The following is a 14,708-nucleotide window of genomic DNA, read 5'->3' as shown; positions in this document are numbered from 1 at the left end:
AAACAACAGTGACACAGATCACACTATCTGGCTTGGGGCAGCGGCGCAAGAGGCCGTTGCCGGCGCCACAGCAGATAAACGATTACCAACCACGCCGTTGCCAGGCCAAACCACTGCACCGCGTAGCCTTTGTGCTTATCCGGACTCATGGAAATCGGCCGCCACTGGCGAATAAATCCAATCTCGACCGGCTGGTCGACAAACAGCAGATAGGGCAACGTCGCTTGTTCCAACATCTGCCCAATTTCCTCGAAATTCACCGCCTGAATGCGGATCTTGTCTCCGGGTTCGCCATAACTATGACGGGACAGCGGGTTGTGCCCAGGCCGATACAAGCGTCCCGATACCGACAGCGAGTCCGGCAACGTCGGCAGCATCGGCAACGTATCCCGGCGAGAACCCGCAGCCACAAACCCCAGATCCAGCAACAGCAGAGGCTGCTCATCCGCCACCACCACCGGCTGAAGCCACTGGTAACCGACCTGACCATTGAGGGTACGGTTGTCCAGCAGCAGCGGCGGCAGTGCCCGCGGCTGCACCGATACCGCCAGACCAAATCCGCTCACATCGCCCCCCTCCTGAAGCTGATTCCAGCTCAGCGTCTGTTGCCCCCGTTGCTGCAGTTGTTGTTGCAGTCGCTGCTTGGTGTCAGCCCGCTGCAGCTGCCACCAGCCTAACTTGACCAGTGCACAAAATACCGCCAGAGTAATCAGAGGGAACCACCAATACTTCATACAAATCCCGACTAAGGAAGGTCCATGCAAATTGCGTTAAAACTGCTGCTTGTGGCGCTGCTGCTGTTCATTGTGTTTAATCTGGGCCGAGCCTTGCTGTTGATGCTCAAGGACAACAGCGGCAGTCACAACATGAGTCAGTACCTGGGGCGGCGTGTGGCCCTGTCCGCCTTTGTGGTGGTCCTGCTGATCCTGGCGCTAATGGGAGGCTGGCTGCAGCCTAACCCCCGCCCCTATTAAAGGATGTAGACGAACACAAACAGCAACAACCACACCACATCCACAAAATGCCAATACCAGGCACTGGCCTGAAAGGCGAAATGCTTCTGCGGCGTAAAGTGCCCCTTCACCACCCGCACCAACATCGTCAGCAGCATGATGGTTCCCAGGGTCACATGCAGGCCATGAAACCCGGTCAACAGGAAGAAGGTGTTGCCATAGACGCCGGAGCTCAGGGTCAGGTTCATCTCCTGATAGGCGTGCAGGTACTCTTCGCCCTGCAGCGCCAGAAAGCACACTCCCAGCAACACCGTGGCCGCCAACCAGCCGGTCAGAGGCCGGCGCCGATCCTGCTCCAATGCCACGTGGGCGAAGTGCAAAGTCACCGACGAGGTTAACAGAATCAGGGTGTTGTACAGTGGCAGTCCCTGCCAGCCCATGGCCTGGGTGGTCTCGCCTCCCGGGGTGGTTACCAGCGGCCACATCGCCTCAAACGTCGGCCACAGTACCTCATGGGTCATGGCATTGTTGCCGGCGCCTCCTAACCAGGGCACCGCCACCATGCGGGCATAGAACAGGGCCCCGAAAAAAGCGCCGAAAAACATCACTTCAGAGAAGATAAACCAGGACATCCCCTGTCGGAACGACCGGTCCATCTGCCGGGAATACAGGCCGGCCATGGACTCGTTGATCACCGTGCCAAACCAACCAACCACCATCACCACAATCACCGCAATGCCGGACAGCAGCACGTAACCAAAGATGCCGGTATCGCCGCTCTTGAGGCCGCCGACGTAGTTTCCCGCTCCCAATGCGATAAGAAACAGGCCGATGGCACCAACAATGGGCCAGTAGCTCTGCTCGGGAACGTAATACTTTTCATGTTTCATCGAATTGCTCTCCTTAGCCACGCTCATTGGCCTGGTCGGTCACGTTGTAGAGCGTGTATGACAGGGTCAGGGTCTGAATCTCCTCCGGCAGGGCCGGATCCAGATAGAACAGCAACGGCATCTGGGTTTCTGCCCCCGCTTCCAGGGGCTGGTGGTTAAAGCAAAAGCACTCGATCTTGGAGAAATAGAGTGCCCCCTGCCCCGGCGTGACCGAGGGCACGGCCTGACCAATAATGTCCCGCTGGGAAAGGTTTCGAGCCAGAAAGGCCACCTGACGGGTCTCACCAGGGTGTACCTGAATGCGGTTGACCTCGGGTTCAAACTGCCAGGGCATGTCGCTGTGTACCGAGGTGATGAACTCCACGGTGACCAGGCGTTGGCTGTCCACCTGTTCGCTGTCGGCCGCGGCGGTCTGACGAGTCTTGCCATTGATGCCGGTAATGTCGCAGAACACGTCGTACAGCGGCACTAGGGCAAAGCCAAAACCAAACATGGCCACCGTGACCAGCAGCAGCCGGGTCACCAGACGTCGATTGGCATTAGGGCCAGTCATCTCACGCTACCTTAGGGGGCGTATCGAAGGTATGCAGTGGCGCCGGAGAGGCCACCGTCCACTCCAGCCCTTCGGCACCGTCCCAGGGCTTGGCCGGCGCCTGCTGGCCGCCGCGAATGCACTTGATCACCAAGGCGAGGAAGATCAGTTGCGACAAGCCAAAGGCAAAGCCACCAATGGAAACGATCTGATTAATATCGGCAAACTGCAGGGCATAATCGGGAATCCGTCTCGGCATCCCCGCCAGTCCCAGGAAGTGCATGGGGAAAAACAGCACATTGACCGACACCACAGAGCACCAGAAGTGCCATTTGGCCAGGCGTTCGCTGTACATGTGGCCGGTCCATTTCGGCAGCCAGTAGTAGGCCGCCGCCATGATGGAAAACACCGCCCCGGTCACCAGCACGTAATGGAAATGGGCCACCACAAAGTAGGTATCGTGGTACTGGAAATCCACTGGCGTAATGGCCAGCATCAACCCGGACAGGCCGCCGATGGTAAACAGCACGATGAACGCCAGCGCAAACATCATCGGCGCCTCAAAGCTGATGGCGCCCCGCCACATGGTGGCCACCCAGTTAAACACCTTGACCCCGGTGGGCACCGAGATCAGCATGGTGCAGTACATGAAAAACAGTTCCGCCGCCACCGGCATGCCGGTGGTGAACATGTGGTGGGCCCAGACGATGAAGGACAGCAGGGCAATAGACGCGGTGGCGTATACCATGGAGGCATAGCCAAACAACTTCTTGCGGGAAAACGCGGGCACAATGGCGGAGATGATGCCAAACGCCGGCAAAATCATGATGTACACCTCTGGATGACCAAAGAACCAGAAAATGTGCTGGAACATCACCGGGTCACCACCGCCGGCGGCATCGAAGAACGCGGTACCGAAGTACTTATCGGTCAATACCATGGTCACCGCCCCCGCCAGTACCGGCATCACCGCGATCAACAGAAAGGCGGTGATCAACCAGGTCCAGACAAACAGTGGCATCTTCATGTAAGTCATGCCCGGAGCACGCAGGTTGACGATGGTCACAATGACGTTGATGGCGCCCATGATGGAGCTGATGCCCATGATGTGAACCGAAAACACAAACAGCGCGGTGGAATCACCGCTGAAGGTGGTCGACAACGGCGCATAGAAAGTCCAGCCGAATGCCGGACCGCCCCCTTCCATAAACAAACTGCCGATCAACAGGGCAAAGGCAAACGGCAGGATCCAGAAACTCCAGTTGTTCAGCCGTGGCAGTGCCATATCCGGGGCGCCGATCATCATCGGGATCATCCAGTTAGCCAGCCCTGTAAACGCCGGCATCACCGCCCCAAATACCATAATCAGTCCATGGACCGTGGTCATCTGATTGAAGAAGTTCGGCTCTACCAACTGCAGACCCGGCTGGAACAACTCGGCCCGAATCACCATCGCCATGGCCCCACCGACCAAAAACATGGTAAAGCTGAACCACAGATACAGGGTGCCGATCTCTTTGTGGTTGGTGGTCAGCAACCATCGTTTCAGGCCCTTCTGCGGTGCGTGGTGATGGTCGTGTTCCGTTTCGATATGGCCGACATCGGCCTGATTTTCTCGTGTCGCTATGGTCATGACTGTGCCCCTCATTGTCCCTTAGAGGCGGCTACATCCGCCGTCTGTACCACATCGCCGGTGTCATTGCCCCAGGCGTTTCGTTCATAAGTCACCACCGCCGCCAGCTCCTTGTTACTCAACTGAGCCGCAAACGCTTGCATGGCGGTTCCGGCCTTGCCATGAACCACAATGTCGATGTGCGCCTTCACCTCACCCAGGGCGATGGGGCTGTCTTTCAGAGCCGGGAACACCCCCTGCAGGCCCGCGCCGTTAGGCATGTGGCAGGCCGCGCATCGAGACAGGTACACCTGCTCTCCCAGGGTCATGCTCTCCTCCATAGTCAGTGTCTGGGTCAGGGCTTCGGTTTCCGCCTTGGCCGCCGCTGCCGCCGCCCCCTGCTGCTCGGCCAGCCAAAGATCAAACTCCGCTTCTGGCAACACCTCCACCACCACCGGCATGAAGCCGTGGTCTTTTCCACATAACTCGGCGCATTGACCTCGGTAGGTGCCAGGCTTGTCCACCCGGGTCCAGGCTTCGTTGATGAACCCCGGGTTGGCGTCCTTTTTCACCGCAAAGGCCGGCACCCACCAGGAGTGGATGACGTCGTCAGAGGTCATCAGGAAACGGACTTTGCGGTTGACGGGAATCACCAACGGCTTATCCACCTCCAGCAGGTAGTTTTCGCCTTTGGCTTCGGCGTCATTGATTTGGCTTTGAGGGGTGGACATCAGGCTGAAAAACTCCACACCCTGGTCGAAATACTTGTAATGCCACTTCCATTGGGAGCCGGTGATCTGAATGGTGAGGTCGGACTGACTGGGATCTTCCATCGCCACCAGAGTTTTGGTGGCAGGCACCGCCATGACGATCAAAATAATGAACGGAATCACCGTCCACAGAATTTCGATCTTGGTACTTTCATGAAAATTGGCGGGCACCGCGCCTTTGGACTTGCGGTGTGCAATCAGGGAGTAGAGCATCACTCCAAACACCACCGCCGCAATGGCACAGCAGATATAGAAAATGGTCATGTGCAGGCCATACACCTGCTCACTGATGGCGGTCACGCCCGGGGTCAGATTGTAATCCGACTCGGCGACCGCCCACACTGGCATCAAGGCGATGATGGCCAGTAAAGCAATCCTTCTCACATCAACTACTCCTCTGTGTATTGCATGACGCAATATCCAGAGAAGAGCAGCACAGTAATGCTCAGCCCTATGAAGCTCCCCTCCCCTTAATCGGTTTGGGCACACAGCCGACGCGGTTCCGCGTGACCGTTACTTCTGCCTCACACAGTTCTTCGACTGTGTCTTTTCTAACCTAATGACATATTTCGATTTGATCAAGATCAAGAATAGCACTCAATCCACGTATGCAAGGGCAAAAAAGAGGAAATCTCTTTAATTTATCGATTGGCAATAGAAAACACTAAGGGTATGAAAAGGTGTATTAAACAGCAGCAACTGAAGGCGAACAAGGTTCATTATTAAGGACAGGCCTGAATCCACGGCTCAAGCCAGCATTCCCCGAGGTTAGTGAATCCAGTTCGACACCAGTTGAGTGGTAATGCGGCTGGTTTGAGATTGAAACAGATAGCCGGAACATTCGGCACGGCGACTGGCCAGCTCCAACCGGCGCCAGTCGCGGGCGGCAATGGTAGGCAACCAGGCCACCACCGCGCTGCAGGTATGCCCGGACAGCGCCTGTTCGACGGCCCACTGGCCTTCGACGTCGTCCTGACAGCGAACGATCAGAATGCGGTCCATGGCCACTCCGGCATTTTGCAGAATCTGTTTCCAACCGAACCTTGGTGGGTTTACCAGCACCAACCAGCGCTGCTTCTGGCTCAACTCCGCCAGCTTCGGTGCCAATTCAGTCAGGGCCGCCGCGCCGCTGTCCAGTCGGGTCAATCTGGGGTTGGTGGACCAATTGCCCTGCCACAGGCCGGGATGACGAAACTGCGTTCCTTGCCGAGTCTTCATTATTGCAATCCTCCGTTTCGAATCACACCCACCGCCAGGCCTTCAATGCTCAGAGGCTCATGCTCCAGGTCCACCACAATGGGTTGGTATTCACTGTTTTCGGCGTGCAGGTACACCAGATTGTCTTTACGCTGAAACCGCTTCACGGTCACATCTTCGCCCACCCTGGCCACCACAATCTGACCGTTGTGAGCCTCCTGCTGACTGTGTACCGCCAACAGATCCCCATCCATAATGCCGATATCGACCATGGAGTCGCCCCGCACCCGCAACAGATAATCGGCATTGGGACGGAACATGCTGGGGTCCAACTGACAATGCTGTTCGATATGCTGCTGAGCCAGAATCGGCTCCCCCGCTGCCACCTGACCGATCAACGGCAACCCCAGTTGCTCCGGTTCCGGACCGGTATCCAACAGGCGAATGCCGCGCGAGGTGCCGGGGACTATCTCGATCACCTGCTTGCGCGCCAACGCCTTCAGATGCTCTTCGGCGGCATTGGCACTGCGAAACCCCAGACGTTTGGCGATCTCCGCACGAGTCGGCGGCATGCCGGTCTCCTGCATATGGTTGCGGATCAGTTCCAGCACCTGGGTCTGTCTCGGGGTTAACGGCTTCATATCTCTACCTGTTTATCTATACAGTACCACTGTGAGTATATACAGGTAGGCGATAAATTCAACAGTAATTTATTGAATTTGACTGGCCAAATCCCCACAGCCGGAACACCCGCTGACAATTGGCCGGTACAGCAGACTGCCGCCTGAGTCGCTTTCGGTGTAGAATCACAACCAGTTAACGAACAAAAAGCGAATAGAACGGTGACCCAAGAATTCTTATCGCCCTGGATGAAGGGCGCACGCTGGCTGCAAAAGCCGGTAGTGAACAGCCGGTTGGTGCCTGAAGACCCCATTGCCGAGCTGGACATCGATACCGACCGGCCCCTGGTGTACGTCATGAGCCACGAGTCGCATTCGGATCTGCTGGCATTGCATGAGGCCTGCCTCAACGCCAACCTGCCAAGCCCGTTGAAACCTCTGCAGATCAAAGGTCAGTCCGTCAGCCGTGTAGTCTGGCTCAACGGCGCCACCCCCCTGTTTGGTAAAGCGAAAAAGGCCGACTTCCTGGCACGGTTCGAGAAGCTGTTGTCGCTGCATCAACAACACGACGACCTGGACGTTCAAGTGGTGCCGGTGTCGCTGATGTGGGGCCGTGATCCGGGCAAAGAGGAAAGCGTTAGCGCCACCCTGCTCAACAAAGAGCAACCCACCTGGCTGCGCAAGTTTTTCATTCTGATGATGCTGGGACGGGATACCTTTATTCGCTTCTCCCGCCCGGTGTCGCTGCGCTATATGGCCGACAAACACGGCACCGACGACAGCATTGCCCAGAAACTGGCTCGGGTGGCGCGAGTCCATTTCGGTCGTCAACGCACCGTGGCCACCGGACCTCGACTGCCGGATCGCGATGCCCTGTTCCGTAGCCTGCTGGCCTCCAAGGGGCTGGATGAGGCGATTCGGGAAGAAGCCAAAAGCAAGAACATCAGTGAAGAGAAAGCCCGCGAACGCGCCCTGGAATACCTGGAGGAGATCGCCGCCGATTACTCCAGCAACCTGATCCGTATCGGTGAGCGGCTGTTGTCCTGGATCTGGAACAAAATCTACAATGGCATCAATGTCCGCGGCGCCGAACAGGTCCGCCAGCTGTCTCAGGACGGCCATGAGATTGTGTTTGTGCCCTGCCACCGCAGCCACATGGACTACCTGCTGCTGTCCTACATCATCTATCAACAGGGGATGGTGCCGCCGCACATCGCCGCCGGGGTCAACCTGAACTTCTGGCCCGCCGGTCCGATTTTCCGTCATGGCGGCGCCTTCTTCATTCGGCGCTCCTTCAAAGGCAACAAGCTGTACGCCGAGGTGTTCCGAGAATACCTGCATCAGCTGTTTGCCCGTGGCTACTCCATTGAGTACTTCTGCGAGGGCGGCCGCTCTCGCACCGGCCGGCTGTTACCGCCGAAGACCGGCATGATCGCCATGACCATTCAAACCGTCCTGCGCGGCATCGAACGGCCCGTCACCCTGGTGCCCATCTACCTGGGCTATGACCATGTGATGGAGGTAGCGACCTATCACAAGGAGCTGAAAGGAAAGAAGAAAGAGAAGGAGGGCATGCTGCAGGTATTGTCCGCCATCAAAAAACTGCGCAACTATGGCGAAGGCTATGTCAACTTTGGTCAGCCGATCACTGTCCATCAGTTCCTCAACGATAAAGTGCCGAACTGGCGCCAGGACACTCAGGCGGATCCGGATCAACGTCAGCCCTGGCTGACCCCGGTGGTCAACGAGCTGGCCGGCCAGTTGATGTGCAACATCAACGATGCCGCCGCCGTCAGCGCCGTGACCCTGACCGCCACCACGCTGCTGGCCACACCACAGCATGCCATGGCCCGAGCCACCCTGGAGAAGCAGCTGGATTTCTACCTGAAGTTGCTGCAGGCGGTACCCTACACCCCCTACACCACCCTGACCGACGGGGACGGCAAGTCGATCCTGAAAACCGTGCTGGATCTGGAGAAATTCCAGCTCAGCCAGGATGAGCTGGGTGAGATCGTCAGCATCGCCGACAACCAGGCGATCACCATGACTTACTACCGCAACAACATCCTGCATCTGATGATTCTGCCCAGCCTGATCGCTTCGCTGGCGCTGAAGTCCGATCACCTCAGCCGCAACCAGCTGATCGACCAGGCCAGCGAGCTCTACCCTCTGCTGCAGGCCGAGCTGTTTATGGGGCTGGATGGGGAGTTGGAAGAATACCTGCAGGCGGTGATCAACGAACTGATCAACAACGGCCACCTGGAAGAGCACGGTGATCACCTGCGAGTGGTCGAAAGCCACCGCAATGCCCTGATGCAACTCGGTGCCATCAGTCAGGAGACTCTGCAGCGCTACGCCATTCTGCTGTCCCGCCTGCAGGCGGAACCCCAGATTGAGCGAGGTGCGCTGGAGAAGGAAAGCACCAAGCTGGCCGAACGTTTGTGCAAGCTGCACGGCACCAGTGCTCCCGAGTTCTTCGACAAGAAGGTGTTCAACACCCTGACGCTGAGACTCAAGGAGATGGGCTGCATCGGTGACAAACCCGATACCGACAAGATCAAAGCACTGGCACAACTGGTGCTAAAACAACTGCCGGTAAGCATGCGCGCCTCCATCAGCCAGGTAGGCTGATAGCGAACGCAGCGCCAATCAGGGCCCTACGGGGCCCTTTTTTTGAGACATAGAATGAACAAACACCGCTCTCCCTCCCTGCTCGGCGGGGCCATGATCATCGCCGCCACCACCGTCGGTGCCGGTATGTTTTCCCTACCGGTCACCAGCGCCGGCATGTGGTTCAATTACAGCCTGTTGGTCTTGGCCATCGCCTGGCTGTGCATGCTGCTGTCCGGCTTATTTGTGCTGGAAACCAACCTGCACTACCCCGATGGTGCCAGCTTTGACTCCATGGTCGGCGATACCCTGGGCCGTCCGTGGCGAGTCGCCAACGGCATCTCCATCGCCTTCGTCCTCTACATCCTGACCTACGCCTACATCAGCGGCGGCAGCTCCATCGTCAGCCACTTGATGGAAGCCACCACCGGAATCGAAATGGACAGCCGACTGGCATCACTGAGCTTTGCCGGCGTGCTGGCGGTGATCGTCTGGATCGGCGCCGGCGCCGTAGACCGCATCAGCACCCTGATGATCGGCGCCATGATTCTGACCTTTGCCGCCGCCAGCAGTGACCTGATGAGCGGGGTCTCACCCCAGCACCTTTGGCCGAACGACAGCGGCAATACCGAGTACGCCATCTTCGGCCTGGCGGCACTGCCGTTCATGCTGGCCTCCTTTGGCTATCACGGCAACGTCCCCAGCCTGGTGAAGTACTACGGGAAGCGGCCCGCCACCATCGCCAAGGCGCTGCTACTGGGCACCGGCCTGGCGTTTGTCATCTACGTACTGTGGCTGACGCTGACCTTCGGCAACCTCAGCCAACAACAACTGCTGCCGGTGATTCAGGCGGGTGGCAACATGGGCGACCTGGTGGCGGCATTGGAGCACAACAGTCAGGGCAGCATAGGGTCGGTGCTGTCGATCTTTGCCAACCTGGCGGTGGCCAGCTCCTTCCTCGGGGTGACGCTGGGCCTGTTCGACTTCATCGCCGACCTGTTTGGCTTCGACAACACCCTCAGCGGACGCAACAAAACCGCCGCCATCACCTTCCTGCCGCCGTTGCTTCTGGCGCTGGCCTGGCCCCATGGCTTCATCTACGCCATCGGCTTTGCCGGCCTGGCGGCCACCTTGTGGGCCGCCATCGTCCCGGCGTTGATGGCGCGCACCATTCGCCGCCGCTATCCCAATGCGCCCTACCGGGCGCCCGGCGGCCAGGCGGGCATCATGGTGGTGATCGCCTTCGGTCTGCTGGTGGCGGTGTGTGAAATTACCAGCAAGCTGCAGCTGCTGCCGGTGTTCGGTCAATGACCCGCAATGCAGTATTGGTGCTGCGACAACGGCTTATGGCCGAGTCGCAGCGCCCCTATCGGGCTCGAGGCGCCACCTGTGAGCGCTGTCAGGGCTGTCTGACCGTGGTCAGCCACTGCTCCTGCCGTTACCAGCTGCCCCAGCAGACCCAAGTGGATTTTTGCCTGGTCATGCACCGCAAAGAACCTCTGAAACCCACCAATACCGGTCGACTCATCGCCGACATCCTGCCGGACACCAGCGCCTTTATCTGGGACCGTACCGAACCGGATCCGGCCATGCTGGCGGTGCTGCAGGATCCGAATCGACAACCCTATCTGGTGTTTCCCGGCGAGTACATCGACCAGGGTGAGGTGCTGGCTGCACCGCGCCCCTGGCCAGAGGGAAAACGCCCCCTGTTTGTCCTGCTGGACGCCACCTGGGCCCAGGCCAGGAAGATCTATTTCAAGAGCCCCTACCTGCAAACCCTGCCGGTATTGAGCATCGATCCGGACCGGCTCAGCAACTACCGTCTGCGGGAAGCGGCCCATCAGCACCAACTGGCGACTGCCGAAGTGGCCGCCATGGTACTGGAGCTGGCCGGTGAGCCAGACGCCGCCGATGTGCTGGACGCCTACTTTCAGGTATTCTCTCAACGGTACTACGCCGGCAAGCATCAACTCGATGCCCCGGTGGACGGCGACCCGTTCCAACGATTGAGTCGCCATCAGCCTCAATAAGGAACCTGTATGCGCAACCGGTTTGTACAGTGGCACACCTTCCACGCCGTCGTCAGTCACGGCAGCTTTTCCGCCGCCGCCGAGGCTTTGGATCTGTCCCGGGCACTGGTGTCCGGACACGTCAAACAGCTGGAGCAGCACTACGGCATCCGGCTGCTGAACCGCACCACCCGAACCCTGTCTCTGACCGACGAGGGCCAGACGTTGATGCAACAGTTGTCACCCTTGCTGGCCCAGGCGCAGGCACTGGAGCTGGCGATGCAACAACGCAGTGACGAGGTGGTCGGCCTGGTGAGATTGCAGATTCCGGCGGTACTGGATGCAGAACAATTGCGCCAGGTGCTGGCGACCTATCTTCAAGCCCACCCCAGAGTAGAACTGGAAGTGATTCTGGGCGAATCTCTGGACAATCTGGTCGGTCGTGGTATCGACTTGGCACTGCACATCGGCAGCGTCGACGACAGCTCCCTGGTGCGGCGGCCGCTGTGCGACATCCACACCATGCTGGTCGCCAGCCCGGACTACTGGACCCGGGCCGGCGTGCCCACCACCGTTGCCGAACTGAGCCAGCACCGAGGCATTCACTATCGCCACTGCCTCACCGGCAGCCGCTGGGATTTCATTGACGAGCAGGGCAACCCGGTGCTGATAAAACCCAGGTTTGTGGCCCACACCGACAGCGAAGCCATGGCCCTGAGCCTGGCACGCCGCGGTTTGGGCGTCACCACCGCCCTGGACTTCATGTGCAGGGATGATCTGATCAACGGCCGTCTGCAGGCCCAGTTGAGTCAATGCACCCACCCGGTGTCCCTGTCGGTGATCTACCCGGCCCGCCAGCATAAACCGCCGCGGACCGAGGCGCTGCTGCAGCGGTTACAGCAGGCCTTTGCCAATCCAATGATCCACCGCTAACTGCGCCACCTGACGTTCGATCGCCGACGGCACCGGCTGCACCACCTTGGGGCCATCAAAGGTCCCCTGTGCCTGTGCCGCCAGACTCAGTGCCTGTAATGCCAGCCCCAGATCCATGATCTCGATGGGATTGCCATCCCCGGCGGCCAGATTGATCAGATTGCCCCGGCTCAGCAGATACAGATCCCGGCCTCGAAAACGGATCGCCTCCACCTGTTGCCGCATCACCGTCACCGACTCCGCCTCGGCGCGCAGGTAATCGAGCTCGATCTCCCGAGCAAAATGACCGGCATTGGCGATGATGACCCCCTCTCTCAACTGGTCAAAATGGTGGCGGTTGAGCACGCCATCGCACCCGGTCACCGTCACGATCAACTCCGCCTGAGGCAAGGCCTGTTCCAGTTCGGCAGTCGGAAACCCTTCCATATGGGCTTCGAGGCGAATCAGCGGATCCTGCTCCACCACGGTCACGTGCGCCCCCATGCCCCGCAGTCGCATCGCCACGCCGCTGCCACAGTAGCCGTAACCGATGACCAGGGCCCGCTTGCCATGCAGCATCACGTTGGTGGCTCGCATGATGCCGTCGACCACCGAACTGCCGACGCCATAGCGATTCTCGACGATGCGCTTGGCCTGGGTGTCGTTGATCACCAGGGTGGCGAAGTTCTGGCTGGGCGCCAGTTTCCGCAGTCGGTTGGCGCCAGTGGTGGTCTCCTCGGTGGCACCACGCAACTGGCTGCGCAGGGAGGCAAACTCCGGCTCGGTAAACAGCAGGCTATGGAGATCGGCGCCGTTGTCGGAGATCAGGTCCGGGCCGGCCCGCAACACCTCGCGGCACTGTTCGATGTGGTCTTCAAAGCTCTCATGGCGATGACCCAGCACCCGTACCCCATAGTCCTGCTCGATGGCGACCACGGTGTCGTCCTGGGTGGTGCCAGGGCTACCGGTGATCACCACCTCGGCTCCTCCCCGGGTCAGCGCCTCCAGCCAGACCCCGGTTTTTGCCTCCACGTGCAGGCAGATCCCCAGTGTCAGGCCGGCAAAGGGGCGGGAATGAGCAAACTGCTCCCCCAGGGCGCGGACGATGGGCATGTTGGCCCGCGCCCAAGCAATGCGTTGGCGGCCGGATTCGAGCAATTCGGTATGAGTCATGGTGCAGTCTCCGTGTTGATTTGGTACCAGTATGGAGTGCGAGCCTGCACCGAAAAACGCCTGAGAGTGAATGCACTGTTCAGTAGAACCGACAACTGCACGGTCGGAAAAAAAGACCAGGTCGGGGCTTGACCCTCCTGCAACGGGAGGCTTTAAGCTGCCCTTATGACAACGAATGCTCCCCATCTGCTACGTCGACTGGGCTGGGTACTGGCGCTACTCCTGACCGTCAGCCTGCCTATGTCGGCCGCCCCGGTTACCGGCCATGGAATGCCTGCCATGGCCGGAGAATCCGTGGTGATGGACTGCGCCAATCCTCATCAAAGCGAGTGCCCCGAACGCTGCCTGTGCTGCGTCGGCATTTGCCCAATGAATTCCCTGATGGCCGTGGTGTCTGTCGGTCCTCAGGCAGTTGCGGCGATGGGGAGCATTCACCCCTTTTTGGTTGCCCCCGGCGACTATTGGGTTCCACTCAGCCACCCTCTGCGACCTCCGGCCCGGGTTTACTGATCTGCTTAGTTTTATTCACTTACTTTCAGACTTAGGAAACCCATTATGAAGACGTTTTTATCTGCGATCGTCATCGCCGCCAGTGCCTTTTCCACTTCCGCCGCCACCCTGTCACTGCCTTCGTCGGTATGGGCCGTCAGCCTCAATGGTAAACCGGTATCCCAGTTTGCCAGCCAACTATCACTGACCGACGGTCCCCAGGTCGTGGAACTCAAGTACGGTGAGCTGTTGCAACTGAATGCGGAGGATCACGAGATGATTACCTCGGCGCCACTGTACCTCAGCTTCGAGGGCGACGGCAGCGAACGCTATCAGTTGCTGCTGCCGATTCTTGAAGACGAGCAAGCCGTACGCCAGTTTGCCCGCCAGCCCAAGGTCACCTTGCGCAGTGATGCCGGACCGGTGGAAAACCGACTGTTGACCCAGAGCCAGCTGTTGGTACTTATGGCCCGCCACACACTGGACCGCTAACCAGACTCGGCGGCTTCGGCCGCCTTTTTTTTTAAAAGTCATTGACCTTGGAGTCGCTCCAGGGTTTAGCCTTAACGGCATGAATGCAATGCGCTCACCACGCCATCCCCGACTAACGGTACTGATGATACTGCTGCTGTTGGTGGTACAGATCAATCCGGCCATAGACAAGGTCAGCCACAGTGACCCTGTGGTACTGCAGGTACTGGAGATGCAGCGGCATCACCCAGATCTGTCGTCCGATCCAGTTCAATGCCAGCAATGCGCCAGTCAGTGTTTCTCCGCCCACTTGTGCATCAGCCTGCCAGTCAGCTACGCATTGACGCTGACCGCCAGCGAACAACGTCCCTTTTCTCAATTGTTGCTCATCAACGGCCTCAGTGTGGCACCGGCCACCAAACCTCCCAAAGCATACTCCTGACCCTCACCCCAAATTAATCACTGACTTT

15 protein-coding genes and 1 pseudogene are annotated in these 14,708 nt (G+C 58.8%); 8 read left to right on the top strand and 8 right to left on the bottom strand.

What is annotated here, in order from left to right; all coding sequences use genetic code 11:
• Positions 1–23: 23 nt before the first annotated feature.
• Positions 24–734 (bottom strand): SURF1 family protein, encoded by a 711-nt coding sequence (locus J8Z22_RS00910; RefSeq protein ID WP_051252597.1) that lies wholly within the window; start codon positions 732–734, stop codon positions 24–26.
• A 24-nt stretch (positions 735–758) separates the two neighbouring features.
• Between J8Z22_RS00910 and J8Z22_RS00905 the strand changes: the two genes are divergently transcribed.
• Complete coding sequence (locus J8Z22_RS00905; protein WP_252008383.1) at positions 759–974, top strand: DUF2909 domain-containing protein; 216 nt, start codon at positions 759–761, stop codon at positions 972–974.
• Here J8Z22_RS00905 and J8Z22_RS00900 read toward each other — a convergent pair.
• From J8Z22_RS00900 to lexA, 6 genes and pseudogenes are all read right to left on the bottom strand, one after another.
• Entirely contained in the window at positions 971–1,843 is an 873-nt protein-coding gene (locus J8Z22_RS00900; protein ID WP_245595576.1) for a cytochrome c oxidase subunit 3, read from the bottom strand. The genes J8Z22_RS00905 and J8Z22_RS00900 overlap by 4 nt on opposite strands.
• A 13-nt stretch (positions 1,844–1,856) precedes the next feature.
• On the bottom strand, positions 1,857–2,396 hold the full coding sequence (locus J8Z22_RS00895; protein ID WP_028112648.1) for a cytochrome c oxidase assembly protein: 540 nt from the start codon (positions 2,394–2,396) through the stop codon (positions 1,857–1,859).
• Between the two features lies 1 nt (position 2,397).
• On the bottom strand, positions 2,398–4,008 hold the full coding sequence (gene ctaD, locus J8Z22_RS00890; RefSeq protein WP_252008382.1) for a cytochrome c oxidase subunit I: 1,611 nt from the start codon (positions 4,006–4,008) through the stop codon (positions 2,398–2,400).
• 32 nt (positions 4,009–4,040) lie between these two features.
• Positions 4,041–5,105: pseudogene (coxB, locus tag J8Z22_RS00885) on the bottom strand (cytochrome c oxidase subunit II); the annotation flags it as partial.
• A gap of 420 nt (positions 5,106–5,525) precedes the next feature.
• Positions 5,526–5,975, bottom strand: coding sequence for a SulA-like leucine-rich domain-containing protein (locus J8Z22_RS00880; protein ID WP_051252595.1), 450 nt, complete (start codon positions 5,973–5,975; stop codon positions 5,526–5,528).
• A complete protein-coding gene (gene lexA, locus J8Z22_RS00875) occupies positions 5,975–6,595 on the bottom strand; it encodes a transcriptional repressor LexA (protein WP_028112645.1) in 621 nt (206 codons plus the stop codon). Before lexA ends, J8Z22_RS00880 begins: the two co-directional genes overlap by 1 nt.
• Positions 6,596–6,823: 228 nt before the next feature.
• On the opposite strand from lexA, the gene plsB reads away from it, so the two are divergent.
• Genes plsB through J8Z22_RS00855 form a run of 4 tightly spaced genes read left to right on the top strand, consistent with a single transcriptional unit; the run spans position 6,824 to position 12,126 of the window.
• The gene (gene plsB, locus J8Z22_RS00870; RefSeq protein WP_035415701.1) at positions 6,824–9,205 is read left to right on the top strand and encodes a glycerol-3-phosphate 1-O-acyltransferase PlsB; all 2,382 of its coding nucleotides are present in this window, start codon (positions 6,824–6,826) and stop codon (positions 9,203–9,205) included.
• Positions 9,206–9,247: 42 nt separating this feature from the next.
• Positions 9,248–10,495 carry an aromatic amino acid transport family protein gene (locus J8Z22_RS00865; RefSeq protein WP_371878079.1) on the top strand — a complete coding sequence of 416 codons (1,248 nt, stop codon included), beginning with the start codon at positions 9,248–9,250 and terminating at the stop codon, positions 10,493–10,495.
• Positions 10,492–11,214 (top strand): tRNA-uridine aminocarboxypropyltransferase, encoded by a 723-nt coding sequence (locus tag J8Z22_RS00860; protein WP_252008380.1) that lies wholly within the window; start codon positions 10,492–10,494, stop codon positions 11,212–11,214. The genes J8Z22_RS00865 and J8Z22_RS00860 overlap by 4 nt, the downstream gene beginning before the upstream one ends.
• A 9-nt stretch (positions 11,215–11,223) precedes the next feature.
• Positions 11,224–12,126, top strand: a complete 903-nt coding sequence (locus J8Z22_RS00855; RefSeq protein WP_252008378.1) for a LysR family transcriptional regulator — start codon at positions 11,224–11,226, stop codon at positions 12,124–12,126.
• Here J8Z22_RS00855 and J8Z22_RS00850 read toward each other — a convergent pair.
• A complete protein-coding gene (locus J8Z22_RS00850) occupies positions 12,088–13,278 on the bottom strand; it encodes an adenosylhomocysteinase (protein WP_252008376.1) in 1,191 nt (396 codons plus the stop codon). The two genes, J8Z22_RS00855 and J8Z22_RS00850, sit on opposite strands and share 39 nt — an antisense overlap.
• Positions 13,279–13,443: 165 nt before the next feature.
• On the opposite strand from J8Z22_RS00850, the gene J8Z22_RS00845 reads away from it, so the two are divergent.
• The 3 genes from J8Z22_RS00845 (at position 13,444) to J8Z22_RS00835 (ending at position 14,680) form a co-directional block, all read left to right on the top strand.
• Positions 13,444–13,788 (top strand): hypothetical protein, encoded by a 345-nt coding sequence (locus J8Z22_RS00845; RefSeq protein WP_156896981.1) that lies wholly within the window; start codon positions 13,444–13,446, stop codon positions 13,786–13,788.
• A gap of 45 nt (positions 13,789–13,833) precedes the next feature.
• The gene (locus J8Z22_RS00840) at positions 13,834–14,259 is read left to right on the top strand and encodes a DUF2057 family protein (protein ID WP_028112640.1); all 426 of its coding nucleotides are present in this window, start codon (positions 13,834–13,836) and stop codon (positions 14,257–14,259) included.
• Positions 14,260–14,347: 88 nt separating this feature from the next.
• Entirely contained in the window at positions 14,348–14,680 is a 333-nt protein-coding gene (locus tag J8Z22_RS00835) for a hypothetical protein (RefSeq protein WP_252008374.1), read from the top strand.
• Positions 14,681–14,708 lie beyond the last annotated feature (28 nt).

This window comes from Ferrimonas sp. SCSIO 43195, from assembly GCF_023716685.1.
Lineage (GTDB): Bacteria > Pseudomonadota > Gammaproteobacteria > Enterobacterales > Shewanellaceae > Ferrimonas > Ferrimonas kyonanensis.
The sequence above is the reverse complement of the archived record's forward strand: the minus strand, read 5'-3'. Positions and strand labels throughout refer to the sequence as shown.